This is a genomic window from Pectobacterium brasiliense (genome assembly GCF_016950255.1).
GTDB classification, from domain to species: Bacteria; Pseudomonadota; Gammaproteobacteria; order Enterobacterales; family Enterobacteriaceae; genus Pectobacterium; species Pectobacterium brasiliense.
Map to the genome: position 1 here is coordinate 1,680,621 of NZ_JACGFN010000001.1, position 26,994 is coordinate 1,707,614.

Consider the following 26,994-nt stretch of genomic DNA (forward strand, 5'->3'; position numbering starts at 1 on the left):
AGTCGCTAAAAATGTATACCGCGCAACTCAGCTGTCCTATTTTAACCCGATGCAGAACGCAGAGAGTTCAGTTCGGGCCAATTCATCACTTTTTACGATATGAAGGAAGGCATCATGGTAAGCAAAACGCTGGGTCTGATCGGGGGCATGAGCTGGGAATCCACCATCCCGTATTACCGCATTATCAACGAGTATGTGAAAAGCCAACTTGGCGGCCTGCACTCCGCAAAAATCATCCTGCACAGCGTCGATTTCCACGAAATCGAACGGTTGCAGTCACAAGGTGATTGGGAGCAGTCAGCCGCTGTACTCAGCAATATCGCAGTAGGATTACGTCAGGCGGGAGCAGAGGCGATCGTCATCTGTACCAACACCATGCATAAAGTGGCCGATGACGTTGAACACGCCTGTCAGCTTCCTCTTTTGCATATTGCCGATGCCACCGGTGCCAGCCTGAAACAGCATGGATTGAAGAAAGTCGGTTTGCTTGGAACCCGCTACACGATGGAGCAGGATTTCTATCGCCAGCGCATTCAGGAACGATTTGGCGTGGAGGTGATAGTTCCTGACCATGAGGGAAAAGAAGCCGTTAATCGCATCATTTACGATGAATTGTGCCTGGGAAACATTAACGACGCATCGCGGCAGATCTATAGGGACATTATCCAGCAGCTTGAACAACAAGGCGCGGAAGGCATTATTCTGGGTTGTACGGAGATTCCGCTGTTAATCAGCGCCCAAGATGCGAAGGTTCCTCTTTTTGATACCAGCAGGCTCCATGCGATTGCCGCTGCGAAATTTGCGCTTAACCAGCCATCAACTTGAACCAGACTGAAATAAAAAAAGTCCAAAAACAGGCCATTCACTGAGATATATCTCATAACATAGAATATGAGATATATCCTATGTATTGCTATCGCGGTATTAATACCCTTCCTCAGTTTTATTACAATAAATACGTATATTTCCCACTATCATTAATTTACTCCATAAAGATAATTTATTTTCCATCATGACAGGAGCATAAAACTGATGAAGCCGATCCGGAAATCAATGACGGTTGATAGCCGTAGTAACCACATGAATAAGATGAATAGACCATTGTGGCGAAAATCAAAATCATTTTTATTTCTCATTATTTCTGTATTATTCTTTTACATATATCCTGCAGGAGCAGAAACATTTAACAATACCGTTGTTTTTGGCGACAGTTTAAGTGATGCGGGTAATCTCTCACAAGCCATTGGGATTGGTGTTTCACGATTCACAACCAACCCAGGAGAAACCGCTGTCATGTATGTAGCAGATGGTTTAGACCTGCCTGCTACCGCATCATCTTCTGGCGGCAACAATTATGCCTGGGGGGGTGCTGGCGTCCTTAATAATTACCAGTTAGGCCTTATTTTTTCACCCACTATCCAATCTCAAGTTAACAATTATCTGAAAAACAATAAGGTTAGCGCATCAACTCTTTATCAAATGTGGGGGGGAGCCAATGATATATTTTCGATTTACGAATCAGCCCCAGGCACAGCAACAGCGAGAATTATTCCTGTAGCAAATACTGAAGTATCATTGCTAAACGATTTATACCATGCAGGCGGAAAGTATGTTGTCGTTTATAACCTGCCTAATCTTGGGGAAACGCCAGATGCAAAAAATAGAAATTTACAAAAAAAATATCAAGAAGTGGTAAATCAATATAATCAGACCTTAGATAGCGGTCTTGCAACATTGAGTAAGAACGGGCTTAATATTATTCCCGTAAATGTTTATGCGCTCCTGTCTGAAATAATGTCTAGCCCATCAACTTATGGCATTATCAATACCACGAACGCAGCCTGCAATACATCATCATCATTGACCTGTAATACGCAAAACTACACGAGAGGAACCGAGCAGACCTATCTTTTTGCTGACAATGTCCACCCGACAACGGGTGTCAACAAAATGCTCGCCAACGTCGTTTTATCTGAAATTTCAGCGCCAGGTAAAATTTCATTACTGAGTAAAGCCCCGCTGATGGCAACAAAATCTCAGTACAATTTGTTACGCAAAGAAATCATTACCGATACCTCTGACGGTGATACGCGGGTATTCCTTAATGGTGATTATCGCCATCAGGCCAACTCAACCAACGATCCCTTTTCAAGCAGTAGTAATAACCGTTTTGCTTCAGTCGGCGGCGACGTGAAACTAAATGATAATCTTAACGTCGGGGCACTGGTCACTACCTCTAACCAAAAGACAACGCTTAATGATGCAGGCTACACGTTATATGACCACAGTGTCGCGCTTTACCAGGTCTACCACACCGACCATCTCTGGATGAGCGCCTTCGTCAATGCAGGCACTTCGAATTTTGATGATGTTTATCGCACCATTCACATCGGCCCGGCGATGCGCACAGAATCAGGTTCAGCGAAAGGACGCCATTTTGGTGGTGGTATTGATGCTGGCTGGTGGTTTGATCTGGGGACCTCCGTCAAAACAGGGCCTTTTGCCCGCCTGGAACGTCAGTCTATTGAGATAGAGGGTTATAACGAACGTGGAAATGATAGTTCCGCCATGTGGTTTTCTGAACAGCGCCGTAACGCTCTGGTTTCCAGTCTTGGGTGGCGAACTCAGGGCCATTTACTCGCCGTTGGTTTGGATGTTAGTCCTTACGTAGAGATGGCATGGAATCACGATCACATGGCAGATAATGTGCGTCCAATCACCGCTGGGTTGAATTCCATGAGTGGTCACTTCACCATGTCGAGCGCACCCTCAGAGAAAGACTGGGGCGTGGCAGATGCGGGGGTCATGGTCAATCTTACAGCCAATCTGCATACATGGTTGCAATATTCCAATGAGTTTGGTGGTAATCCTAGAAAAGGCAACTATGGTGCCAGTGTAGGCATGGAATATACGTTCTGATAATGCAGCGGCGTATTTATTCTTACAAAAGTGGTAACGGAGTCCTCTTCGCCTCGCTACCCTCATGTAATCTAAGGGAAAAATGAGCGACAGCAATAATACCCTCTTTTATTTACTCAGGTTTCCTCTTTTTACATAGAAAAAAAGCAGTATTGAGAGACTCAATACTGCTTTATTCGTATGATTTTATTCCTGGTATGGTATGCAATGACTAACAGTACTTCTCGTTATTATTTACGTAACATTGCTTCAATAAAATCTTTCCAAGTACTTACTTCTACTTCTACCATGCGAACCTCTTGGTGATTAACAGCGACGCATTATATGCACACTTTTTAATCAGGAAAAAGTGTTATGAAAGTATAAAAACTATACTCCCTCACATTTCTGCTACACAGTTCACAGTAGATCTCCCCGCCTTTTTTCGGCATGCTGGGCTATCGCACGATTAGGCTCAGTCAGGCCGTGCTGTCCTGAACAGCAATCGTCATGCAACCCAATAAGCAGAAAGGATTTTATCCCTATGGCGCTGACCATGTATGGCATCAAAAACTGTGACACTATAAAGAAAGCGCGCCGCTGGCTGGACGATCAACAAGTGGCGTATCGCTTCCACGATTACCGTGCCGATGGTCTGGATGAACAGCTGCTACAGCGTTTTATCGACCAACTGGGGTTTCAGGCCTTACTCAACACACGCGGAACGACCTGGCGTAAACTCAGTGAAGACCTGCGTGAACGGATCAACAGCGATACCAGCGACAGCGCAGAGGCCGCCAAAAACCTGATGCTGGAACAGCCAGCGGTGATTAAACGGCCGTTGCTGATAACCGACGACGGCCACGCGCTACTTGGTTTCAGTACCGACAGCTACCAGAAATTTATTGCGGAGAACAAATAACGTGTCTTGCCCAGTCATAGAGCTCGCTCAACAGTTAATTAAACGCCCTTCCCTCAGCCCGAATGACGAGGGTTGCCAGGCGCTCATGATTGAACGCCTGACGGCGATTGGCTTTACCGTCGAAGCGATGGATTTTGGCGATACCCAGAATTTCTGGGCATGGCGCGGCACAGGAAAAACGCTGGCCTTCGCCGGACACACCGATGTGGTTCCCAGCGGCGATGAAAGCCACTGGCAGCATCCACCGTTTGAACCCATCATTCGTGATGGCATGTTGTACGGTCGCGGCGCGGCGGACATGAAAGGTTCACTGGCTGCAATGGTGATTGCCGCTGAGCGCTTTGTCGCCGCCCATCCTAATCACCAAGGGCGTCTGGCGTTCCTGATTACCTCGGACGAAGAAGCCAGCGCCGTTAACGGCACCGTGAAAGTCGTTGAGGCGCTGATGGCACGCAACGAGCGATTGGACTTCTGTCTGGTCGGCGAGCCGTCCAGTACGCATGTTGTGGGTGATGTGGTCAAAAATGGCCGTCGTGGTTCTATCACCGCGAATCTGCGCGTACACGGCGTGCAAGGGCACGTAGCTTATCCTCATCTGGCGGACAACCCCGTTCACCGTGCAGCACCGGCACTCAACGAACTGATCGCCACCGAGTGGGATCAGGGCAACGATTTCTTCCCGCCGACCACGATGCAAATCGCCAATATTCAAGCAGGCACCGGTAGCAATAACGTCATCCCCGGCGAGTTGTTTGTGCAGTTCAATTTCCGCTTCAGCACCGAATTGACGGATGTGTTAATCCAGCAGCGCGTGGCGGAATTACTGGATCGCCACCAGCTTAATTACACCATCGACTGGAAGCTCTCCGGCCAGCCATTCTTGACCGCACGCGGCGAACTGGTCGATGCCGTGGTGAATGCCGTCAAACATTACAACGAGGTTACCCCAGAGCTGCTGACCACCGGCGGTACCTCTGATGGCCGCTTCATTGCTCGCATGGGCGCACAGGTCGTTGAACTGGGCCCCGTGAACGCCACAATCCATAAAGTGGACGAATGCGTCAGCGCGGCAGACCTTCAACTGCTGAGCCGCATGTACCAGCGCATTATGGAGCAGCTCATCGCATGATGACGCCAGCTACGTTAACCGGTAAAAGCGACCAACATCTGGTCGCTTTACAGGGTCGTCATCGCCTGCAACCGGAGGCGGTAACCGCGTTTCGGGCGCTACAACAGGCGGCAAAAACGGCAGGATTTAACCTACAGCCCGCTAGCACATTTCGTGACTTCGAGCGCCAACGTCAGATCTGGAATGGCAAATTTCGCGGCGAGCGTCCCGTCATGGATGTCAACAGCCAGCCGCTGGACGTGTTATCTCTGGACGAAGGCGAGCGCTGTGAAGCGATTCTGCGCTGGTCCGCCATGCCCGGTTCCAGCCGCCACCATTGGGGCAGCGATCTCGATATCTACGATCCCGATTTATTACCCGCAGGCCGTTCGCTCCAGTTGGAACCGTGGGAATATGAGGAAGGCGGTTACTTTGCTGCACTGAATACGTGGCTGAGTGCGCACATGCATGAATACGGTTTTTATCGACCTTATGCGCACGATCTCGGCGGTGTCGCAGCCGAACTCTGGCATATCAGCTATTATCCATTAGCACAGTATGCGGAAGAGCAGCTTACACCCGACCTCATTCTTGCCGCCTGGCAAGATGAAGACATTGCAGGCTACCACTGGCTCAGCCAGAACTTGCCGCAGCTGTTTACCCGTTATATTCATAATGTTGATGAGGCGTAACCATGGCATGGCTGGCTGATTACTGGTGGATAATTCTGATTGTCCTGATAGGCATGCTGATTAATGGCATCAAAGAATTGCGCAACGTTGACCATACGCGTTTTCTGCTCAATAAACCGAAATTGCCTCCACACCGTGACAACAACGACAAGTGGGACAAGGAAGAAGACGACGACTGGCCGAAGAAAAAACCCTGATACCTATCCTCGCAAACCGCCTGCACGCGAGCTAAGCGGCGGGCGGTTTCGATTCTCACGCGGCGGGAACAAAACTTTCCGCCCGCTCCAGAAGAAAATCATAAAACTCTTTCGCACACACTGAAAGCTGACGCTCCCTATCCGTAACCAGATAGATACCGCGCTGTAGCGATAAATCCCGAAACGGGATAATCGCAATGTCTTTGTGCTGAAACTGGAACAGTGTCAACCCCGTCACAATACTCACGCCATAATTTGCCGCCACCAGCCCCATCATGGTGGTCAGCTGACGTACTTCCAGCACGTAATTAAAACCTTCCGGCTCGATAAGCTGATCGGTGTACTGCCGGATACTGGTGCCTTTGCAAAACCCGACAAACGGATATTGCGCTACATCGGCCACATCAACACTGTCGCGCTGCGCCAGCGGGTGGGAGTTCTGGCAGATCAGGTAAAAACTGTCGGAAAACAGCATGCGAGAGCTGAATGTTCCCGGCGACGGCTGCCCTGCTGTCAGCGCCAGATCGGCGCGCCCATCCAGCACCGCCTTCAGGCAGCGATCCCACTGCGTATCCAGCAGTTCAACCTTAATCTTGGGATAAGCGCGGTGATATTGCGCCAGCACCTGAGGCAACCATTCCACCGCCATTGAAGGCAATACCGCCAGCACAATCTTTCCCTTGTAGCCCGTGGCATACGACTTGATCTCACCGACGGCATCATCATGGGTCTGCACCAGCCGACGGGCAATATCAATGAAATGAAGGCCATCGGCATTGAGTTGCACCTTACGTGTATCGCGATCAAATAGCCGATAGCCGACCTCTTCCTCCAATCCGGCGATTAATGAACTAAATGCTGGCTGAGAGAGATTTATTTTCTGAGCAGCACGCGTGAAATTATCAGTTTCCGTCAACGCGATAAAAGCTCGTAATTGTTTTATCGATAAGTTCATAGTGTTTTTATATAAATAAAATGAAGTCTCCTGTAAGAAAGCGACAAACTCAATAAAAAAAATCGGCAAATACCATTTTTATGATCCTTCCCGCATTTATTTAATTCCATTCAAACAACGCCCACTATTCATAAAAAAGAATATTCTGGATAAACATCACAAATCATAAAGAACAATTAAGTAAAAAGGATTAACTATGCAAACCAAATCAATGAATTAACCATTAATAAGGAAATCAAAACGATTCATACCATTAACAAATAAAATAAACCTATCAGATTTACGAATAAAACCATTTCGATTACGAGTTAGTATAAAGAGGGATGAGAGTGATAAAAATAGTGCAGACAAAAAATCAAATGACTCTGAGATAAGCATTCATTTTTTATTTGTTAATTATCACATGGATTGTTATTGAGTTGTTTAATTTATTGTAAATAAAACAGATAGACAACGTACAATTATACTAATGAGGAGTTTTTATGCTGGCTCTCATCGGGGTACTAACCATAGCCACCCTGCTATTTTTCATCATGACCAAACGAATGTCGCCTCTGGTGGCGCTTATCGTGATTCCGGTTCTTGGCGCGCTCGCAGCAGGCAGCGGCACCGATACCGCGAAATACGTGGTAGACGGCATCACCAAACTCGCCCCAATGGCGGCGATGTTTGTGTTTGCCATCGCCTTTTTCGGTGTCGTCACCGATGCCGGCATGTTTGATCCTATCATCAAAGGGATCTTACGCATGGTCGGCACCAGCCCGGTAAAAATCATTATCGGCACGGGCGTATTAGCACTGATCGCGCACCTGGACGGTAACGGTGCCGTCACCTTCCTGATCACCATTCCCGCAATGCTGCCGCTGTTTAATAAGCTCGGCATGGATAAGCGTATTCTGGTCGGTATTACCGCGCTCAGCGCAGGTGTTAACTTCCTGCCATGGACCGGGCCGATGATACGCGCCGCCGCCGCGTTAAACACCACCACGCACGACCTGTTTATTCCGCTTATCCCAGCACAACTTTGCGGTCTAACCTTCATGGTGCTCATGGGCTATTACTGGGGCAAGAAAGAAGAGAAGCGTCTGGGGTTAGCGTCAGGGAATCCGCTGGCTGGCGGCTCACCGTCCATCACGGCCGAAGCGCATGTGAAAGAACTGACCGATGCGGAAAAAGTATTGCGTCGTCCTAAGATGTTCTGGGTCAACATCGCGCTGGTACTTGCCGTTATCGGCACCATGGTGTTTACCAAAATTTCCCCCACGGTCGCCTTCATGATCGCGCTGACGCTAGCGCTAATGTTCAACTACCCCAATGTTGAAATGCAGAAAGAGCGCATTAATGCCCATGCCAAAGCGGCACTGATGATGGCCAGCATCCTGTTTGCTGCGGGTGCGTTCACCGGCATCATGAGCGGCACCGGTATGCTGAAAGCCATGTCGCTCTCGGCGGTCAGCTTTGTGCCGGAATCTTTTGCCTACCACATCCCGTTTATCGTCGGCCTGATCTCTATGCCGCTGAGTCTGGTGTTTGACCCTGATTCGTACTACTTCGGCATCATGCCAGTCATTGCCCACACCGTGGACATGCTGGGTGTACCACCGATTCAGGTCGCGCAGGCTTCCGTATTAGGACAGATGACCACAGGCTTCCCGGTTAGCCCGCTGACGCCAGCCACCTTCCTACTGGTCAGTCTGGCGGGTGTCGATCTCGCCGATCACCAGAAGTTCTCTATTCCTGTGCTCTGGGCCGCCAGCGTCATCATGACGTTCGCCTGCGTCATCTTCGGGGTCTTCCCCTTATAGGGCACGTACGGTTTCCCATTGATTACGCCAACAGACACATTTCATTGATAAAGGTAAGTTTATGAAGACAATTCGTATTGGTTCAGGCGCTGGCTATGCTGGCGATCGCATCGAACCGGCCGTAGAACTGGCTCAAAAAGGTGACATTCAATATCTGATATTTGAATGTCTGGCGGAACGCACTATCGCTATCGGCCAAAAGCAGAAGCAGCAGAACCCTGAAAAGGGCTACAACGAACTGCTGGCTGACCGCATGCACGCCGTGCTGCCGCTCTGTCTGGAAAAAGGCATCAAGATCATCACCAACATGGGCTCGGCTAACCCTGTCGCAGCCGGTCAGCGCGTATTGGAAATCGCCAAAGAGATTGGTGCAGACAAGCTAAAAATCGCCGTCGTGACTGGTGATGATGTGCACTCAGTGCTGATTGCACAGGATTCCAAGCTAGATGAGATGGGTCAGCCGGTTTCACGCTGCGGCAAAGACATTATTTCCGCGAATGCCTATCTGGGCGCGGATGCGCTGGTAGAGGCTCTGCGTCAGGGTGCAGACGTGATTATTGCCGGACGCGTTTCCGACCCGTCGCTGTTCCTGTCCGCCATGATGTATGAATTCAACTGGGCAGCCGATGACTGGGATCATCTGGGCAAAGGCACCTGCCTCGGTCACCTGCTGGAATGTGCAGGTCAAATCACTGGTGGCTACTACGCCGATCCCGGTGTTAAAGACATCCCTCATCTTGATCGTTTGGGCTTCCCAATCGCAGAGATTAGCGAAGATGGCAGCGCCGTGATTACCAAAGTTGAAGGTTCCGGTGGCCGCGTCTGCGTGGATACCTGCAAAGAACAGCTGCTGTACGAAATCCACCGCCCGGATAGCTATATCACCCCGGACGTGATTGCCGATTTCAGCCACGTCACGTTTACCCAAGACGGTGAAAACCGCGTACGCGTACAGGGTGCCACTGGACGCGCGAAAACCGACACGTTGAAAGTCTCCGTCGGCTATCAGGATGGGTTCATCGGCGAAGGCGAAATTTCTTACGCCGGTCCCGGTGCCGTCGCGCGCGGCCGTTTAGCGCTGGATATCGTCAAAGGGCGCTTTGCGGTGTGCCAGATCGCTTTTCAGGAAGTGCGCTATGACCTGATCGGTGTCGATGCCCTGCACGGTGCGCAACGGTCGCAAAGCAGCGAACCGTATGAAGTGCGCGCGCGCGTCGCAGCACGCTGCACCTCCAGAGCGCAGGCGGTCAAAGTAGGTAACGAAGTTGAAACGCTCTATACCAACGGCCCGGCAGGCGGCGGCGGTGTTAACAAAGCGGTGAAAGAAATACTGGCGATGGATTCTACCCTACTGTCTCGCGCCTGCGTCACACCAGCCGTTGATTATCTGGAGATTAAATAATGAAACTGCGTGAAATTGCTCATTCCCGTACCGGCGATAAAGGAAATACCTCCAATATTTCGCTGATTGCCTACCGGGCAGAAGACTATGACGTGCTGAAAGAGAAGATCACGGCCGAGAAGGTAAAGGACTGGTTTGCCGATATCGTGACAGGTGATGTGGTTCGCTATGAGCTACCCGCGATCGGCGCCCTGAACTTCGTGATGTACGGTGCACTGGGCGGTGGCGTTACACGTTCACTGGCGCTGGATATGCACGGCAAAGGATTAAGCTCGGCCATACTGGATATCGATATTTAATCCGATAACAGAGAGCAGGTGGAGGTTATTTACTCCCCTGCTCCCGCTAAATAAATGACATGTGCCGCAATAATTAGCAGGTATTTATTTATCTGTGGGAATTCGTGCGGCCATTTTCCAGAGTCATCATTTAAGAGCCATCATTTAAGAGTAAATACGCAATGAATAATAAAGTCATTGATGCCAGCCATTTCCGTTCTTATTTATTTGACGGAATGACAATTATGTTCGGTGGTTTTATGGGCGTCGGAACACCGAAATTATTGGTAGATGAGATCATTAAATCCGGCGTCTCTGATTTAACCCTGATCGGAAATGATACCGGCTTTGTCGATACCGGCGTTGGGCCGTTAATTGTCAGCGGTCAGGTAAAAAAACTGATTACCTCACATATTGGTACGAACCCGGAAACCGGGCGTCGTATGCTCGCCGGTGAACTGGACGTAGAGCTGGTGCCGCAAGGAACGCTGGCAGAACGTATTCGCAGCGGCGGTGCGGGCTTAGGCGGTTTTCTGACGCCAACGGGCGTTGGGACCATTGTCGAAGAGAATAAACAAAAAATAACCATTAACGACATTACCTATTTATTAGAACTGCCCATTAAGGCCGATCTCGCCATCTTGCAGGCCAGTATTTCCGACACCAGCGGAAACCTTATTTACCATCTCACCGCCCGTAATTTTAACCCGCTCATTGCGCTCGCCGCGAAGAAAGTCGTGGCGCAATGCGAGCAGGTTATTCCGGTTGGTCAATTAGCACCGGAATGTATTGTCACCCCAGCGGCGCTGGTCGATCACCTTTATTTGGGAGAAAAATAATGGATGCGAAAGAATTAATCGCTCGCCGCGTCGCGCTGGAGCTGAAAAACGGCGACGTGGTGAATTTGGGTATTGGTTTGCCCACCAAAGTCGCGAATTACGTACCACACGGCATTGAAGTCACCTTCCAGTCGGAAAACGGCTTTTTAGGGTTGGGAGCAATCACCGAACCGGACAGCAATCTGGTTAATGCCGGTGGCCAGGCATGCGGCATGGTGCCAGGCGCAGCCATGTTCGACAGCGCGTTTTCCTTTGCGCTAATTCGCGGCGGCCACGTCGATGTCTGCGTGCTGGGTGGCTTGCAGGTGGATGAGCACGGTAGCCTCGCCAACTGGATGGTGCCGGGGAAAATGGTGCCCGGCATGGGCGGCGCGATGGATCTGGTTGTCGGCGCGAAGAAAGTCATTATCGCCCTCGAACACTGCGCCAAAAATGGCGATGCGAAGCTATTACACCAGTGCACCTACCCACTAACCGCCGCCAATAAAGTCAGCATGGTCGTCACTGAACTGGCTGTCTTCCAGTTTATCGACCAACAAATGGTGCTGACCGAAATCAGCCCTGACATCACCGTGGACGAACTGCGCCAAAAAACCGAGGCGAACTTCATCGTGTCCGCCGATTTAACTCCCTTCAGCATCCATTAATCGAGGCGACCATGAACGACTCCGTTGTTATTGTTAATGCCAAGCGCACCGCAATCGGTAAATTCGCAGGCAGTCTGGCCAACACATCCGCTATCGAGATGGCGTCAGCCACCATTCGTGACTGTCTGTCGACGCTGCCGGACACGCTGGCGGTTGATGAAGTGATTCTCGGCAATGTGTTACAAGCCGGTCTGGGACAAAACCCGGCACATCAGGCGAGTCAGGCTGCCGGTCTCTCTTTTGAGACCCCCTCGCTGACCGTCAGCAAAGTCTGTGGTTCCGGCCTGAAGGCCGTCGTGCTCGGCGCGCAGTCTATTCTGTCCGGCGATAATCAGGTCTGCGTAACGGGCGGGATGGAAAACATGAGCGCTGCGCCTTACCTGCTGGAAAAAGCACGCCACGGTTACCGCATGGGGAATGGCAAGCTCGTTGACATCATGATTAACGATGGCCTGTGGTGTGCGTTTAACGATTACCACATGGGCACCACGGCGGAAAATATCGCCGAGCGCTATCAGCTTACCCGTGAAGAGCAAGATCGGGTGGCGCTGGCGTCCCAGCAGAAAGCCGTCGCCGCGATTGAGGCTGGCCGTTTCAAGGCGGAAATTACTCCGCTGTCACTGCGTAACAAGAAAGAGACGCGGATCTTCGATCGGGACGAATTCCCTCGTGCGGATACCACGCTAGCGTCGCTGGCAGCGCTACGTCCGGCATTTTCCGCGAACGGCACCGTCACCGCAGGCAATGCGTCCGGCATTAACGATGCGGCCGCGACGCTGGTGTTAATGCGTGAGTCCGAAGCGAAAAAACAGGGGATTACCCCGCTGGCACGTATCCGCAGTTGGGCGTCAGCCGGTGTACCGAGCGAGGTCATGGGGCTGGGGCCAATTCCCGCGACGCAGAAAGCGCTACTCAAAGCCGGGCTGACAATCAGCGATATCGACCTGATTGAAGCCAACGAAGCCTTTGCCGCGCAGTTTCTAGCCGTACAGCGCGATCTCCATCTCGATCCAGAAAAAGTGAACGTCAACGGCGGTGCGATTGCGTTAGGTCACCCTATCGGAGCAAGCGGCGCACGCATTCTTGTCACGCTGGTGCACGCGCTGCACAGCTACAACAAAACGCTGGGATTGGCGACGCTGTGCATAGGCGGCGGGCAAGGTATCGCGATGATCGTCGAGCGCGTTTAAACGGGATTATTTCCACCAACATCAATGCAGGCCATAATGGCCTGCATTGATTTGTTTGTGTTATACGTTTCAACCCTACTACTCAGTTAAAACGTTTCCCAATTCGCATTTGCCGAGCCAGCAGATGCAGATTTGGGTAGCAGAGATCTCGGTAATGCAGCAAGAGACGGCGCACTCTCGGCACGATATTCCTGTGCTGCCGATTGATTAATTTTGAACACCGCCACCGCATCCTGTAAATATCTGGCCTGCTCTTCCAATGCCGCTGCGGCAGAAGCGGATTCTTCCACCAGCGAGGCGTTTTGCTGGGTGACGCGATCCATTTCATTGACCGCCTGTCCAACCTGATCGATTCCCCGACTTTGCTCATCGGACGCCGAGGCGATTTCCCCCATGATATCCGTTACCCGGCTCACCGCACCGACGATTTCTTTCATCGTGTCACCTGCGTCTTTCACCTGCAAAGAGCCGGTATTGGTGCGGCTAACCGAATCATCAATCAGCGATTTGATCTCTTTGGCGGCCTGAGCACTGCGCTGTGCCAGCGTTCGCACTTCCCCCGCCACCACAGCAAAGCCTCGCCCTTGCTCCCCAGCTCGAGCCGCTTCTACCGCCGCATTCAGCGCCAGAATATTAGTTTGGAAGGCGATGCTATCAATCACGCTGGTAATGTGAGCAATTTTTTGTGAACTGTCGGCGATCTCATTCATCGTCTTCACAACATTGTCGACGACAGTGCCGCCTTTATTGGCCGTCTCCGACGCATTTTTTGCCAGCAGCGTAGCCTGACGCGCATTGTCTGAGTTCTGCTTCACCGTTGAGGTCAGTTGCTCCATGCTAGCCGCGGTTTCCTGTAGCGATGCGGCCTGCTGCTCCGTGCGCGAAGACAGATCGTTGCTACCCACCGAGATTTCACTGGCTCCAGAATGGATGGAGTGGGAGCTGTCGCGCACCAGACTCACGGTACGGATTAATGACTGCTGCATATGATGTAGCCCCACCGCAAGCTGGCTCATCTCATTGCGCCCAGTTGTATCAATAGGATGTGTCAGATTGCCCTCGGCAATCGCGCTGATATGCTGCATGAGCGTGCGCAGCGGATGCAAAAGAATACGCTGCAACCCGATCCAACTGAGGATAATCACCAGCACGACGACGACGGAAAGTGCGCCCAGAAGCCACAGCATCGTTTCAAATGCCGCGTGGTTTTCCTGTAGCCCGTCATCTGACAGCTGGTTTTGCGCCGCCCGCCACGTAATATAGGCGTCCTGCATGGCCACGTTCAGCGGCGTGGCACCGCTACTTAATTTCATCGCCGCCCCCGCTAACCCACCGGAAAGCGAATCCACAATATCATTCAGTAGCTTGTCGTAAGCGGTATAGCTCGCCTCAAGTTTTTTGGATAATGCGTCATCCAACCCGGGCGTATTAGGCAGAGACAAATAGTGTTTATAACTACTCTCTGAGGCGGCCAATTGCGATTTTGCTTGCTGTAAAAGAGCCTGCATAGCCTCTTTATCCGCATTCCCCATCATCATGTTTTGTATAATAGAACCGATAGCGATGCGCGTCTGATTCATCATAATCCATGCATCAGTAAAGGCAGCTACATTCTGGTTAGAGCGTTGGGAAACCAGGAATCCCTCTCTGTCATTAGTCAATGCACGAACGGATAGTGCACCAGTTAAAAATTGAGATATCCCCAACACAAACAATAAGATAACAAGGATGGTAATGACTTTAATACGTTTAAACATGGCACACCCTCTTTTTCCATAAGGATGCGATACTTATATCTGAAAAAATAAGATAAATATTGAACACTCAACACAAATAAAAACATTACCTATATTATTTAACATTCAAATATGGATTATATTCTTTTTAATATGGATAAATTCTCATTCCATAAAATATATTCTCTCATTTGAATAACGGCAGCGCCGAAAATTCATTTCGCACACCGTACGTAATGATAACGAACGCTGCCATATCAGAAATTACCAATAAGATAATCTGATGGAATATGTTTATTTCAGATAAGCCAGCGCCTGCTTCAGCATTTGTTCATCAATGCCGTGCCCGACAGCGGGGGCAACATCCAACGTAAACGACGTCCCCAGTTCCTGAAAACGCTGAGCGGCAGCATGAGCATGTCCAACCACAATCACGCCGTCCGCTTCACCGTGAATGAGGTGTACTGCAACATCAGCAAAGGCTTTTTCTGGCAGCACAGCAAAGCGACCGCTGAACGCGATAATGTGCCCAGCCAGCAAGGATTCAGACTTCAACGCTTCCAGCGACATAATGCTGCCCTGCGAGAAGCCCACCAGCACGGTTTGTTCCGCACTCACGCCGCTTTGCACCTGCCAGTGGCGTACCGTCTCAATAAAACGCGGCAGGTTTGCTTCAATACGAGATAACCGATTCTCTTCCGTGACACCCTGAACAGAGAACCACTGCCGCCCGTCACCATAGCCAGTACTGAACGGCCCGGCAATACTGACTACCATCGCCTGCGGTAAGGCGGCAGCAAAATAGCGCCCAATCTGTGCCATGCCTGCGGCGGTATCACCCACGCCATGAAACAGCAGGATTAATCGATTTGCTTCTGAGGGTTGCTGAACAACAACATAATCTTGATTCACATTTCTCTCCTGAAGGCATGCGCCGAACACGTCACCTGCCGATATTCGTCATAAAGTACGGTTAGCTCTCACTATACGCCGCGCAATAACAGGAGAAATCGGGAATTACTGAAGGAGATGTTCCATTTTTTGCAACGACAAAGGGAATATCCGACCCACCCTGTCAGTGCGGTTTGATAATACGGATCGTTGAAGCCGGATCGTTTACCAGACAGCGTGCCGGACGCACCGGCCGTTTGACCAGTTCGCCGCCGCAGTTCGGGCAGGCGTGGTGAAACACGGTATCCGCACAGTCAGGACAGAACGTGCATTCGTAGGAGCAGATATACGTTTCGGCATCCGGCGGCAAATCACAATCGCAGTGCTCACAGTTGGGGCGCAATTCCAGCATCGGCTTATCCTGATTTAATAAAAAATTATGTCGCTCTCGCTGTCACTTTTCTGTGGCTATTGCACAAAGATCAGTGAAGGAGAATGAGGCTCTTTTCTACCAGAAACCGTCCTTCATGCAAATGGGGTTTATTCAGCAGAATAACGTCTCTCATTAACGGCAATTGACTTTCCAAATCCCTGTTTTTCTTGGGAGGCGGCTCTATGTTCTCAATAAATACAGGGAAAAAAACAATGGCGATGGCAGCACAGCTATTTTCGTTAAAAAGAACAGTTTCGTTAAAAAGAAAAACATTTCGGCAATCCATCATCGCAGCCAATATCAGTATCGCATTGCTGATGTTGGCAGGTTGTGGCAGTAGCGGAGGTGGCGGCGGTGAAACCGCCAACGTCACGCCAACCTCGCCATCCCCAACGACGCCGACAACCCCAACCACACCGGAAACACCGACAGTATCCGCCGTTAAAGTGGGGATTATTGATTCTGGTCTGGAAGCGGCTCGGCCAGAGTTTAATTACGGCAACCTGCACTTTTCCTCTTTTGTCGGCGGCTCACAGCTTAACGATAATCAGGGCGTTAACGGCCACGGTACGTTGGTGGCATTAGCGTTAGCGGGTCTGGCAACAGAAAACTATGTGGGAGGCGTAGCACCAGACAGCGAACTCTATATTGCACAAACGTCGTTGAATAATCGCTTTGACTATCAAAACACCGCGTCTGCCGTGAATTGGCTGCTCAATTCAGGCGTGAAAATCATCAATATGTCCTATGCGGCAGATGAGCGACTTACCACCACCGCCGAGCTGAATAATGCCAGTAACAACTTTAGCTATCTCTTAGTCCGTAACGAACTGAAAAGCATCGTCGATGCCGAGGCACTGAGCATCGTCGCCACGGGGAACAATGCCACCTCCACACCGTCCCCCAATACCCAGATCCCACTGATTTTTGACGATGCCTCGCTGCAAAAAGGGATTTTGGCTGTCACTGGCTACATTCCTGAATGGGTGGGGCAAGAAGGAACAGAACGCCCTGCTGAACTGTATCTTTTTGATAAGTGCGGCAATGTCGCGGCCTACTGCATGAGTGCGCCAGGCTATGTGGATTATCCCGTTGCGGGCAGCAGTTCGTCAGAACGTTCGCACGGTACCTCTTTTGCTGCGCCACGCGTAGCGGGCGGTGCCTCTCGGGTACAGGCTGCTTATCCATGGATGACAGGCTACAACTTGCAACAAACACTACTGACAACCGCGACCTACCACACCGATGGCTATACCCGATACGACGCGGAGAATTCTTACTATGAAATCATCAGGGACAGCGAGGGTAACGTCACAGGAAGTATTTTCCATCCCGCCTATATCAGCGTCGCCGATACCGCCAACGGCCGCCCTTATAACGATACCTTTGGCTGGGGCGATCTGGACGTTGATAAAGCCGTAAAAGGCCCGGCGATGTTTTATGCCGATAACTTCACCGCTCGTTTAACTGCGGGCGATTACACGTTCGCTAACGATATCCGCGGCGACTACGGCCTGATCGTCAACGGCACCAACAATGCGGGAGGCGTTCTGCATTTAACCGGCAGTAACACCTATAGGGGCGATACGCTGATTACCGCCAACAGCCTGTACGTTGACGGATCAATCGCGGGTAACGCCAGCGTATCCGGCTTCGGCACGCTGGCAGGAAAAGGCCGCATTGGCGGTAATGTGAGTAACACCGGTACCGTTGCTACCACCGCAGAAGGCGGGCTGACCGTCGCAGGTAACTATACTCAGGGCAGTAGCGGCCTGCTGAGCGTGACGCTGGCAAATCCGTTTACCGTAGAAGGAACGGCTACATTAAATGGTGGATTACGCGTTGGCCTGCCCAGCAACACCTACATTGTCCAAACGCAGGAAACGCTGCTGCACAGCAATCAGGGCATCAGCGGCACATTTAGCACCACCGACCTCGGGCTATTCCTGACGGGAAACCTGACTTACGGCAGCAACGATCTCACCGGCGCATTCAGTCGCCTCAACACCGTAGATGCAGTCACCAGCAGCGGCTTGCAAAGCACCGCGCAGTTACAGACTGCCGCCAATATTGAATCGGCGCTACAGGTTGCTGACCGCTGGTCAGCCTTATCCTCAACCAGCGAGCAGCAATCAAGTTTGCTGGCAAAAGCCGCCGCCTTCCAGCAGTTAGGCAGCGCAGGTGCCGCAGCCATCGCGCTGGATTCGCTGTCCGGTCAGGCGCATGCATCCAGCAATGCCATTTTGTTTAACAGTCTGGATTACCAGAATCAGCTCCTGAATAATCGGTTAGATCTGTTAGGAAGCGGGAAAAACTACGGCCTGTGGATTGAAACCGGCAAGCTGCGTGGCGACCTGAAACAGTCCGGCTATCTGGGTAGCCATTACGATATCACCCTGACGGCCATTGGTACGGATACCGACTTCAACACCTCAGGATTGCGCGCTGGGATTGCCTATACCAACAGCCAAATCAAAGCCGACTACGACGGTAGCGGCGGCAGTAGTGATAATGAGCTGCACGGAGTCATGACCTACGCGCGCTACAACCTCACGCCGGAATGGTTCGTTCAGGGCAACCTGAGCTATCAACACGGCCGCGATAAGCTGAAGCGTTCTATCCTGCTGAATAATGTCGAAGCCGTTTCCAGCAGCACCTCAAGCGATAGTTGGCAAAGCCTGCTCAAAACGGGATACGAATTTGCACTCAACGATATCTTTAGCGTTCAACCCTATGCAGGACTCAAATACAGCTACCTGTCTACCGGCGGCTTTACGGATACCGGCAGCGCACTGGGGCTGACGGGAGAAGGCAACGACTATTCGCGTACCGTTGGTCTGACAGGGCTTAACCTGCGCGCCCTGCTGCAATGGAATCAGGGATGGTGGAGCAGCGTCGGCCTTAGCGGTGAGTATCAACATGCGTTTACCAACCCATCGCTCGATGTCTCAGCCCGCTGGAGCGGACTGGGCCGTGAAGGAGAGCGCCTCGATATTCCGGGCATTCGACTGGACAAAGACTCGCAGTGGGCAGGCGTGAGGTTGGACGTAGGTAAAGCGGCGGATGCGCGTTTCTTCCTGCGTGCTGACAAACATTTTGCCGATCGCGGTAACGAAGAAGTGTTGCGCGGTGGCGTCGACATTTCCTTCTAATCATCCATGACGCTGGCGGTATCTCCATCGGCGTCAATTTGATATCCACGTCATCGTTCAAAAGAGCGAGTGATTTAAACAGAAAAACCCATCTTCTCGTGGCGAATTAATGATTATTGTCATGTGCTCCATATAGCTATATTTTATCTATTCTATGCCAATTTAATTATGAAACATCAAATAGGTCGCAGGCGATAAACCACGTAAAATAATAAAACGATAGCGTTAGCCCGTTAATTAACGCATGAATCACCAGTGCCCCTTTTCTGATAGGCGGCCTTATTACGCTGAAAACCTTTCATCGTTCTCATAAAAACACACCATCCAGAAACGAGTAAATTCGTCTCAGTATTATGGGGAAAATAAAGTGGAGCAGAATAATAAACCCTATTTGCAGCGCATCTATTTTCATCCGCAAAAAACACTCGACCCGCAGGCTTACCCATTAACCATTCCAGCGATAAACGATCTCGAAAAAATCCGCTTTCATCCCGATGTCACCTTTCTGGTCGGCGAGAACGGCTCTGGTAAATCGACGTTGCTCGAAGCCGTGGCAATCGCGATGGGGTTCAACCCGGAAGGCGGCTCACGTAATTTCAATTTCAACACCCGCGATTCCCATTCCAACCTGAGCGACTATCTCCGCATCGTCAAAGGCATAACACGTCCGCGTACCGGCTATTTTTTACGGGCAGAAAGTTTTTTCAATGTGGCGACAGAAATAGAAAATATCGATCCCGGCCTGATTCAGCTGGCTTACGGTGGTGTTTCGCTCCATCAGCAGTCGCACGGCGAATCATTCATGGCGCTGTTAAACCACCGCTTCGGTGCCAACGGGTTTTATCTGCTGGACGAACCAGAAGCTGCGCTGTCTCCTACTCGGCAGCTCACCGCTCTGGCGCGCATCCATCAGTTGGTGAACGCAGGGTGTCAGTTCATCATCGCTACCCACTCACCTATTATTCTGGCCTACCCTAATTCAGTGATTTATCAGTTCAATGAAAACGGTATTCAGCAGGTGGCATGGCAGGATACGGAGCATTATCAAATCACGCGACAGTTTTTAAATAACCCACAGGGCATGATGAAGATATTACTCGCCGATGAAGACGGCACCGGTGAAAACGCTTAGCATGTCGCCATATTTTCTAAAACCAAGGAAATGAGCGATGGCAGGTGACAACAATGAAATGTATCGACTCGTGAGCGAGCTATTGCGCAGCATCCAACATGGCGATCCGGCTATTTTAGTGGATTTTGGCGTGAGCCCTGCTATTTACGCAGAGATTCTTGAGGAGTTGGATAGCGCGGGGGAAAACCTGGCGGAGTTGACGATTCCGCCTTATGACATCGCCTTTACCCCTGATAGAACGGGTAGGACACCGCTGTGCAGCTACGTGATGGATGCAGCCCCTCAGCAAAAGAGAATAGAGTGTCAGCTCTGGTCTGAAGAGAAGAAAACTGACCTCACATTAATTGCCGACTACCCAGACAATCAGAAGAAAGCCCCTCTGGTTTTCCGACTCTTAGAGACGCAATAACTCCGCCCATGTTCGAGCGGAGTTATTTCATTGAAGACAGCAGAAAATATCACTCCCCGCGCCAGGCAAAACCACGTTCACTAAATGCCCTATCAGAATCTGGATGCGGCAGTGCATCCTCGCCCACATAAGCATCCTTCTCATGCCGACTGTCACTTTCGGCTAACGGTGTCAGGTGTAGATGATGAGTATGCAAAGCCGCCAGCGATTCCCGATGCGCCACGCTGATAATAGCGCTCTCAGGTAAGGCAGTGACTAATGCCTGATACACCTGCTGCTCGGTTTCAGGATCGAGCGCACTGGTGGCTTCATCCAGAAAAATAAAATCGGGCCGATGCAACAACGCGCGGGCTATCGCCATTCGCTGCTGCTCACCGCCGGATAACCGCTGCTGCCAGCGATCTTCATCATCCAACTGCGAGGCCATGTCCGATAATTTGCTGTCGATGAGCGCCTGTCGGCACTGCTCGTCGGTAAAATCCCGCACGTTGCTGGGGTAGCACAATGCCGCTTTCAGCGTTCCCGTCGGGAGGTAGCTTTTCTGCGGTAAAAACAGCGTGCGGCAGTGGTGAGGCCGTGTAATCACCCCACTACCGTGCTGCCATAGTCCGGCACAGGCGCGTAGCAGCGTGCTTTTACCCACACCAGATGCACCGTTAATCATCCAGCGCTCACCGGGCAAGACCTGCCAGTCATCTAACGCTGTCAGCGCACGGCCATCCGGCGTTAACAACCGCAGATTCTCACAGGAAAACCCAAGACCATCATGTTCCGTCACCCGAATAGGCGATGACGTCCGCACACTTTTGTTCAGCGCAGCTTCCATATCCTGCAAACGCCTCGTCAGCGCCAGCCAGCGCGTGAATGACTGATACGCCTGCATAAAATAGCTCAGCGTCGCCCCCAGAGAACCATAAGCCATCTGAATCCGCGTCAAATCGCCGAAGGTGATCTCTCCACGTAACAGCTGTGGCAGCGCCAATAGCGTCGGTAACGGTGAAAGAAAATGGCTAAACAAACTCTGACCAAACGACACCTTAAAACCACGCAGCAGCACAGACAGCGCATTGTCACGCACGCGAGCAAACCGCTGGGCCAGCCGTTCACCTTCCCGCGTCCCTCCCTGATAGAAGGCAATCTGTTCGGCGTTTTCGCGTAATTGAACGCCCAGAAAGCGGAAGTCACCTTCCGCATTCTGTTGGTTCATATTCAGTTTTATCAACGCCTTACCCAGCCAGTGCGACAGCGCAACCTGAAGGATATATTCGATATAGAGGGCGTAAACCATATAGCCGGATATCGCCCAGTCGCTGCCCATAAACGAGAAACGCAGTACCCCAGACACCGACCACAGCAACGCCGTGTACGTGACGGTACTGATGACGACCGAGATAAGGCTGAGAAAAAAGTTCAGCGAGGCCGATACCAGTTCGTTAACGTCATCGGCGATACGCTGATCGATATTCGACAGCGCACCGTCTCTCTCTATTTCGTAATAAGCCGATGTCCCCGTCCAGCGCCGGATATAGTGGAGCGTCATCCAGGTACGCCAGCGCAACGCCAGATAGCCCTGACTGAGCACGTTTACCCATCTCAGCATCATGGCGCTCAAACCGAGGATGAAGCTGAAGATAAACAGCGGTTTTATTTGCTCCCAATCCAGCCCAATCAACGCATCGGTGAATTTCCCCGAGACTCGGTTCGCCTCCACGCTGATGTAGGCCGTACCCAGATTGATACTAATAATCACCGCCAGAATAAACAGCGCCAGATATTTCTCTGGCGTCTGCCAATAGGGCATCAGAATCTGGCCGATGCCCGGTCTGGTCGTGCTCGTCTCACTTGCGTTCATGTGCCGTTTCTACCTGCTGATTCGTGTGAATGACCGTTCTCGTTATTTGTCTAACAGATTGGCCGAACGGATTATCAGAACGAATATGTCCCAGTGAGACGCCATGTCCGCCCTTCTTTCACCCCGATATACAGCGGCGTCGTGCTGGTGTAATAGATATCGCGATCGAAGACGTTATTGACGCCCAGCGTCAGCGACCAGTCAGGCTGGCGGTAAAATACCGATGCGTCGGTTGATGCCGAACTGCCGATGTTGAAAGCATTATTGCTCGGGCCATTCTGCGTTCTTGATGAACCGCTGATACCGACTGATGCACCAGCCCCTTGATAGCGTCCAGATTGCACTTCATAAGACGTCCACACATTTCCAGAGTGGCGCGGCGTAATCGTGCTACGAACGGTAGTAGGATCCTTATTATCCGAGTAGGTATAGCTGGCCGTGACATCCCATCCCGGCAACAAAGAACCATTCAGATCCACGTCAAAACCTTCACTTTTGCGTCCCGTGGTCGCAATGGGGAAACCGTTTCTATCCGTTACTGCCAGGTTTTTTTGCTCAATGCTGAATACGGCTGTCGTCAGCGTGAGGTCGTCATCAAGCAGGTTAAACTTCAGCCCCGCTTCTTTAGACTGCCCCGTCGTTGGCGGGAGCTGAACGCCTGAACGCGAAACCTGCGCGCTGCCGCTAAAGCTATTCAGCAGGTTGGCGTAAATCGTAACGTCCGGTGTGATATCGAAGCTAATGCCGTAATTGGGAATCCATTTGGTCGCGGTGTACGTCGATGCTCGCGTTCCCACCAAATAGCTGTTGTTCCATGTTGACCGCTTCACCGCCAGTTGGAAATGCAGGCGGTCAAAGACATCGATCTGATCCTGGAACAAGAAACCGCTTTGAATCAGCTTGGACGTGTACGTCCGGCTATTTGGTTCACCGATGCTCGGGAACACCAACGAGTCCGGGTTATACACATTCCCATTGGTCATCAGGATAAAGCTGCCGTCATAGCTGGCGTAACGTTCATGCTTATAGTCATGACCGAGCAACAAGGTCTGCGTGACGGGCCCGGTTTCGATTTTCCCGCGAATATCATTTTGCTGGCTCCACGTCTGATTGGTGGACTTATAGGCCAACGGATGGCTGATCTTGTTGCCATTGGCGGCGATATCCAGCGTTTCGTTCATCTTCATCTGCGAAGCCGTACTCTGGAAACCCGCTTTACTGTTAAAGGTCCAATCGCCGACGAGTTTTTGCTCCAGTTCATAATAGGCATTCGTCGTTTTCATCTTGTTATGATCGTCTTTATCTCCCAGACGATATTCCGGCAGCTTCTGTATTCTTCCGTTAGCGTAAATCGTTCCGGCAGGTCCTGATTTACGCGCCTGATTCACTTCTGCGCCAACGGTGATCCGCGTATTGTCATTTTTCCAGGTCAGCGCTGGGGCTAAATAATCGCCGTGGTTACCGTGGTAGTCAGGAAAGGAGTGCTGAGATTTCATGGTTGAGGCATTCAAACGGTAGCTGAACGCTTTATCGTCCGTGAGCGCGCCGCCCAGATCGATAGCCGTTTTAAATTCCCCGTAGCGCGCCGCCTCGACTTTGAGGACATGCAACGGTTCGGTTACCGGTTTTTTACGCACAACGTTAATCGTTCCCGCGGCAGAGCTACTCCCCGCCAACACCGACTGCGGCCCTTTCAGCACTTCAACACGTTCGATCCCCTCAATCGCCGTACCTTGACCAATACCGGCGTTGCTGGAGCCAGACAGGCCATCCGTCGCACCGGACGTCACCGCATAGCCACGCATCCAGTACGTAGGCGTACCGCGGTTTGACTGAATGGTGACCACGCTGCCCGAGTTTTTTAACGCTTCTTCCAGCGATGTGGCCTGACGAGCGGTAATCAGCTTATTACTGATTACCTGAACCGACTGTGCCGTTTGCTGCAACGACGTGCTGGTGCGTAATGCCGAAGAGGAGGTGCCGGGGTTCAATACGGTTTCATCTTCGCTGCCTGCGCTGACGGTAATCGCAGGCAGCGTTTTGTCACTCGCCTGCGCCACTTCCGCATCATTAGCGCGGGAAGAAACTATGGTCAGCGTGCCATTATCCGTCGTCGTCAATAATAAGGGCGTGCCTTGCAGTAAGCGTAAAATAGCCTGACGCGTTGAATAGTTGCCATTCAGCGCGGCGCTCTGGTAATTCGCCACCAGCGCAGGATTAAAAGAGAGTGTCTGCTTGCTTTGATTGGCGATTGCCAATAGCCCTTTTTGCAGGTCGCCCGCAGGAATAGAAAATGCCACGGTGTCATTTTCACCCGCCGCATATGCAGCCACAGGAACGGTCGTCGCCCCCACGAATAACGCAGAATTCATTGTCAGCATAGTAGTGAAGAATAAGCGCTTCTTAACACTCAGCCCCAGAGCAGGAGAGGCAGCATTACCTTTTTTCATTTTTCCCTCGTCAATTGCTTCAAAAAATCAGTTTTTATTGGTCTTCGTATGATTTGTGCAATGACGATGAAAAAGTGACAGCAGGAAAGTCATTTTTCCCGTAATTATTTTTTCTCGGTAGAAAACAGATTGATTTGGAAAAACCTTTTCTCTGTATTTTTAAATATAAAAAATGAATCACTCTTCTGAATCATCTTTTTTATCTCCCACTAAGAAACATCCAGAAATAGCGATTTACCCATTCCAATCAGTAACAGAACATTTCTAACTAACGATAGAAAAAAAACGTGGTTTGACTCCTGCAAATTTTGACTTAAAAACAGCACAGGACGCACCGTTCCTTTTGTTCTGCGGCCCTGGGGTATCCCGGTTCAAGCATTGTTGTGATTTACGCGATTTAAGGATGCCCATGTACACAGAGGCTGCTAAAAAACCCGACTTACTGTCGCTGATATTTCGCAGCGATTATCGCTGGCTAACGGACAAATTACGCCGCCGTATTGCCTACGGCTGTGAAGCGGAAGATGTCGCCTCAGAGGCATTTCTACGTTTAGCCTCGCTACCAAACCTTGCCAACGTACAAGAACCGCGCGCGATGCTCACTACGCTCGCCAAACGCGTACTGTATGAAAACTGGCGTCGCCGCGATCTGGAAAAAGCTTATCTCACCGCGTTGGCAAGTAAACCTGAATTTCACCATCCATCGCCGGAAGAGCAACAGCTGTTGATGGAGGCGCTGCTCACTATCGATCAGGCGCTGGATGGGCTATCCACCAAAGCACGGCAGGCATTTCTGTTCAGCCAGCTTGATGGCATGACCTATACCGACATTGCCGTGCAGCTCGATGTCTCCGCCAGTATGGTGAGAAAATATATCGCCAAAGCGCTGACCAACTGTTATCTGGCCACGCAGGACAGCAGTGACTTATAGGTGAACCGCATGGCAAGACGACACATGGATGACCCGATTGCCGAACAGGCGATTGAATGGATGGTGCTGCTGCGTTCCGGCGAAGCAACACAGACCGACTACGATGAATACCGCCGCTGGCGGTATGAAAACCCTCTACATGAACGAGCCTGCCAACGTATCGAGCAAACGCTGGGGAAATTTCAACCGCTTCTCGCCGCACTGCCTCACGAACCGATTCGCCAGGCGCTATTAGCCCCATCAAGTCGACGCAAAGTTCTGCAATATGGGCTGGGCATGGTGGCTGTCGCCTCGCTAAGCAGCCTGCTACTTAACCAACATTACCCCCTGTCACCGCTTTTGTCCGATGTGAAAACCGCCACAGCACAGCGTCAGCAGGTTCCACTCAGCGATGGCAGTACGCTCATGTTGAACGCGCGTACCGCCGTCGATATCAATGTGGAACCAGAAAATACCCTTCGTCAGGTCGGCATTCTCAATGGTGGTGTCTTCGCGAAGATTAAGTCGGACACACAGCGCCCTTTTATTATTGATACCAAGATGGGCAATATCGTCGCGCTTCAGGCCAATGTGAACGTACGTTATGAAAGCGGCGGCATCCACGTCGGCGTGTTGGATAACATCGCCAAGGTGACTAACCACGCAGGGCAAAGCCTGAGCCTTCACGCGGGGCAAGGCGTCTGGTTCGATCATTCAACGCTCTATCAGGTTGCCGTCACGCCGGAGGCAGAAAGCGCCTGGATGCAGGGGCGGCTGGAAGTCCGCGATCGATCGCTGGCGTCGGTTATCAACGCGCTGCGTGATTACACTCCCGGCATTATCCGGTTGGATCCCGCTATCGCCGATCTGCGCGTCAGCGGTAATTTCCCGTTAGATAACCTGAACTACACGCTGGATTCTCTGGCGCAAACCATGCCCATCGCGATTGTGCATACCACGGATTACTGGATACATATCCGCGCCGCCAAACCGGCATAAACAATAAGCCATCAAAAAATTTCACGCACGTGGTGACACTTTTCCTGCCTCGTTGCACATCGTTAATAGAGGTCATCACAATCCCGATGTCAGGACG

At 51.1% G+C, this 26,994-nt stretch carries 24 protein-coding genes; 17 read left to right on the forward strand and 7 right to left on the reverse strand.

What is annotated here, in order from left to right:
• The first annotated feature begins 114 nt into the window (after nucleotides 1-114).
• Nucleotides 115-825, forward strand: coding sequence for an aspartate/glutamate racemase family protein (locus H4F65_RS07465; RefSeq protein WP_010284016.1), 711 nt, complete (start codon nucleotides 115-117; stop codon nucleotides 823-825).
• A 207-nt stretch (nucleotides 826-1,032) separates the two neighbouring features.
• Nucleotides 1,033-2,919: an autotransporter outer membrane beta-barrel domain-containing protein gene (locus H4F65_RS07470; protein WP_052051604.1), complete on the forward strand. Its 1,887-nt coding sequence runs from the start codon at nucleotides 1,033-1,035 to the stop codon at nucleotides 2,917-2,919.
• A gap of 230 nt (nucleotides 2,920-3,149) precedes the next feature.
• On the opposite strand, the gene ypfM is transcribed toward H4F65_RS07470, so the two are convergent.
• On the reverse strand, nucleotides 3,150-3,209 hold the full coding sequence (gene ypfM, locus H4F65_RS22135; RefSeq protein WP_137739554.1) for a protein YpfM: 60 nt from the start codon (nucleotides 3,207-3,209) through the stop codon (nucleotides 3,150-3,152).
• Between the two features lie 233 nt (nucleotides 3,210-3,442).
• On the opposite strand from ypfM, the gene H4F65_RS07480 reads away from it, so the two are divergent.
• The 4 genes from H4F65_RS07480 to H4F65_RS07495 are packed head-to-tail and all read left to right on the forward strand — an operon-like array spanning nucleotide 3,443 to nucleotide 5,817.
• A complete protein-coding gene (locus H4F65_RS07480) occupies nucleotides 3,443-3,820 on the forward strand; it encodes an ArsC family reductase (protein WP_010284003.1) in 378 nt (125 codons plus the stop codon).
• A gap of 1 nt (nucleotide 3,821) precedes the next feature.
• On the forward strand, nucleotides 3,822-4,949 hold the full coding sequence (gene dapE, locus H4F65_RS07485) for a succinyl-diaminopimelate desuccinylase (protein ID WP_010284001.1): 1,128 nt from the start codon (nucleotides 3,822-3,824) through the stop codon (nucleotides 4,947-4,949).
• Entirely contained in the window at nucleotides 4,946-5,620 is a 675-nt protein-coding gene (locus H4F65_RS07490; RefSeq protein WP_010283999.1) for a M15 family metallopeptidase, read from the forward strand. The genes dapE and H4F65_RS07490 overlap by 4 nt, the downstream gene beginning before the upstream one ends.
• 2 nt (nucleotides 5,621-5,622) lie before the next feature.
• Complete coding sequence (locus H4F65_RS07495) at nucleotides 5,623-5,817, forward strand: YpfN family protein (protein ID WP_010283998.1); 195 nt, start codon at nucleotides 5,623-5,625, stop codon at nucleotides 5,815-5,817.
• A gap of 55 nt (nucleotides 5,818-5,872) precedes the next feature.
• On the opposite strand, the gene H4F65_RS07500 is transcribed toward H4F65_RS07495, so the two are convergent.
• The gene (locus H4F65_RS07500) at nucleotides 5,873-6,772 is read right to left on the reverse strand and encodes a LysR family transcriptional regulator (protein WP_039319259.1); all 900 of its coding nucleotides are present in this window, start codon (nucleotides 6,770-6,772) and stop codon (nucleotides 5,873-5,875) included.
• A 482-nt stretch (nucleotides 6,773-7,254) separates the two neighbouring features.
• On the opposite strand from H4F65_RS07500, the gene H4F65_RS07505 reads away from it, so the two are divergent.
• From H4F65_RS07505 to H4F65_RS07530, 6 genes are all read left to right on the forward strand, one after another.
• Complete coding sequence (locus tag H4F65_RS07505) at nucleotides 7,255-8,577, forward strand: CitMHS family transporter (RefSeq protein WP_010283996.1); 1,323 nt, start codon at nucleotides 7,255-7,257, stop codon at nucleotides 8,575-8,577.
• Between the two features lie 61 nt (nucleotides 8,578-8,638).
• A complete protein-coding gene (locus H4F65_RS07510; RefSeq protein WP_010283994.1) occupies nucleotides 8,639-9,979 on the forward strand; it encodes an acyclic terpene utilization AtuA family protein in 1,341 nt (446 codons plus the stop codon).
• The gene (locus H4F65_RS07515) at nucleotides 9,979-10,278 is read left to right on the forward strand and encodes an AtuA-related protein (RefSeq protein WP_010283992.1); all 300 of its coding nucleotides are present in this window, start codon (nucleotides 9,979-9,981) and stop codon (nucleotides 10,276-10,278) included. The genes H4F65_RS07510 and H4F65_RS07515 overlap by 1 nt, the downstream gene beginning before the upstream one ends.
• Before the next feature lie 161 nt (nucleotides 10,279-10,439).
• Nucleotides 10,440-11,096: an acetate CoA-transferase subunit alpha gene (gene atoD / locus H4F65_RS07520; RefSeq protein WP_010283989.1), complete on the forward strand. Its 657-nt coding sequence runs from the start codon at nucleotides 10,440-10,442 to the stop codon at nucleotides 11,094-11,096.
• On the forward strand, nucleotides 11,096-11,743 hold the full coding sequence (locus H4F65_RS07525; RefSeq protein ID WP_010283986.1) for a 3-oxoacid CoA-transferase subunit B: 648 nt from the start codon (nucleotides 11,096-11,098) through the stop codon (nucleotides 11,741-11,743). Before atoD ends, H4F65_RS07525 begins: the two co-directional genes overlap by 1 nt.
• 11 nt (nucleotides 11,744-11,754) lie before the next feature.
• Nucleotides 11,755-12,933 carry an acetyl-CoA C-acetyltransferase gene (locus H4F65_RS07530; protein WP_010283984.1) on the forward strand — a complete coding sequence of 393 codons (1,179 nt, stop codon included), beginning with the start codon at nucleotides 11,755-11,757 and terminating at the stop codon, nucleotides 12,931-12,933.
• 86 nt (nucleotides 12,934-13,019) lie between these two features.
• Here the strand turns inward: H4F65_RS07530 and H4F65_RS07535 are convergent, their stop codons facing one another.
• The 3 genes from H4F65_RS07535 to H4F65_RS07545 all read right to left on the reverse strand — a co-directional run bounded on the left by H4F65_RS07535 (nucleotide 13,020) and on the right by H4F65_RS07545 (nucleotide 15,972).
• Entirely contained in the window at nucleotides 13,020-14,690 is a 1,671-nt protein-coding gene (locus H4F65_RS07535) for a methyl-accepting chemotaxis protein (RefSeq protein ID WP_010283983.1), read from the reverse strand.
• Between the two features lie 273 nt (nucleotides 14,691-14,963).
• The gene (gene ypfH, locus H4F65_RS07540; protein WP_010283978.1) at nucleotides 14,964-15,581 is read right to left on the reverse strand and encodes an esterase; all 618 of its coding nucleotides are present in this window, start codon (nucleotides 15,579-15,581) and stop codon (nucleotides 14,964-14,966) included.
• Between the two features lie 163 nt (nucleotides 15,582-15,744).
• Nucleotides 15,745-15,972, reverse strand: a complete 228-nt coding sequence (locus H4F65_RS07545; protein WP_010283977.1) for a DUF1272 domain-containing protein — start codon at nucleotides 15,970-15,972, stop codon at nucleotides 15,745-15,747.
• 203 nt (nucleotides 15,973-16,175) lie between these two features.
• Between H4F65_RS07545 and H4F65_RS07550 the strand changes: the two genes are divergently transcribed.
• The 3 genes from H4F65_RS07550 (at nucleotide 16,176) to H4F65_RS07560 (ending at nucleotide 20,686) form a co-directional block, all read left to right on the forward strand.
• A complete protein-coding gene (locus H4F65_RS07550; protein WP_236146234.1) occupies nucleotides 16,176-19,145 on the forward strand; it encodes an autotransporter domain-containing protein in 2,970 nt (989 codons plus the stop codon).
• A gap of 367 nt (nucleotides 19,146-19,512) precedes the next feature.
• Nucleotides 19,513-20,277 carry an AAA family ATPase gene (locus H4F65_RS07555; RefSeq protein ID WP_010283973.1) on the forward strand — a complete coding sequence of 255 codons (765 nt, stop codon included), beginning with the start codon at nucleotides 19,513-19,515 and terminating at the stop codon, nucleotides 20,275-20,277.
• 37 nt (nucleotides 20,278-20,314) lie between these two features.
• A complete protein-coding gene (locus H4F65_RS07560) occupies nucleotides 20,315-20,686 on the forward strand; it encodes a hypothetical protein (protein ID WP_010283970.1) in 372 nt (123 codons plus the stop codon).
• Nucleotides 20,687-20,735: 49 nt separating this feature from the next.
• Here H4F65_RS07560 and H4F65_RS07565 read toward each other — a convergent pair whose 3' ends face one another.
• Together H4F65_RS07565 and H4F65_RS07570 are read right to left on the reverse strand one after the other, a co-directional pair.
• On the reverse strand, nucleotides 20,736-22,538 hold the full coding sequence (locus H4F65_RS07565; RefSeq protein WP_010283968.1) for an ABC transporter ATP-binding protein/permease: 1,803 nt from the start codon (nucleotides 22,536-22,538) through the stop codon (nucleotides 20,736-20,738).
• Nucleotides 22,539-22,612: 74 nt separating this feature from the next.
• The gene (locus tag H4F65_RS07570; protein ID WP_010283966.1) at nucleotides 22,613-24,988 is read right to left on the reverse strand and encodes a TonB-dependent siderophore receptor; all 2,376 of its coding nucleotides are present in this window, start codon (nucleotides 24,986-24,988) and stop codon (nucleotides 22,613-22,615) included.
• A 409-nt stretch (nucleotides 24,989-25,397) separates the two neighbouring features.
• Between H4F65_RS07570 and H4F65_RS07575 the strand changes: the two genes are divergently transcribed.
• Together H4F65_RS07575 and H4F65_RS07580 are read left to right on the forward strand one after the other, a co-directional pair.
• Entirely contained in the window at nucleotides 25,398-25,919 is a 522-nt protein-coding gene (locus H4F65_RS07575; protein WP_010283962.1) for a sigma-70 family RNA polymerase sigma factor, read from the forward strand.
• A 9-nt stretch (nucleotides 25,920-25,928) separates the two neighbouring features.
• Complete coding sequence (locus tag H4F65_RS07580) at nucleotides 25,929-26,897, forward strand: FecR family protein (protein ID WP_100068799.1); 969 nt, start codon at nucleotides 25,929-25,931, stop codon at nucleotides 26,895-26,897.
• The last annotated feature ends 97 nt before the right edge of the window (nucleotides 26,898-26,994 follow it).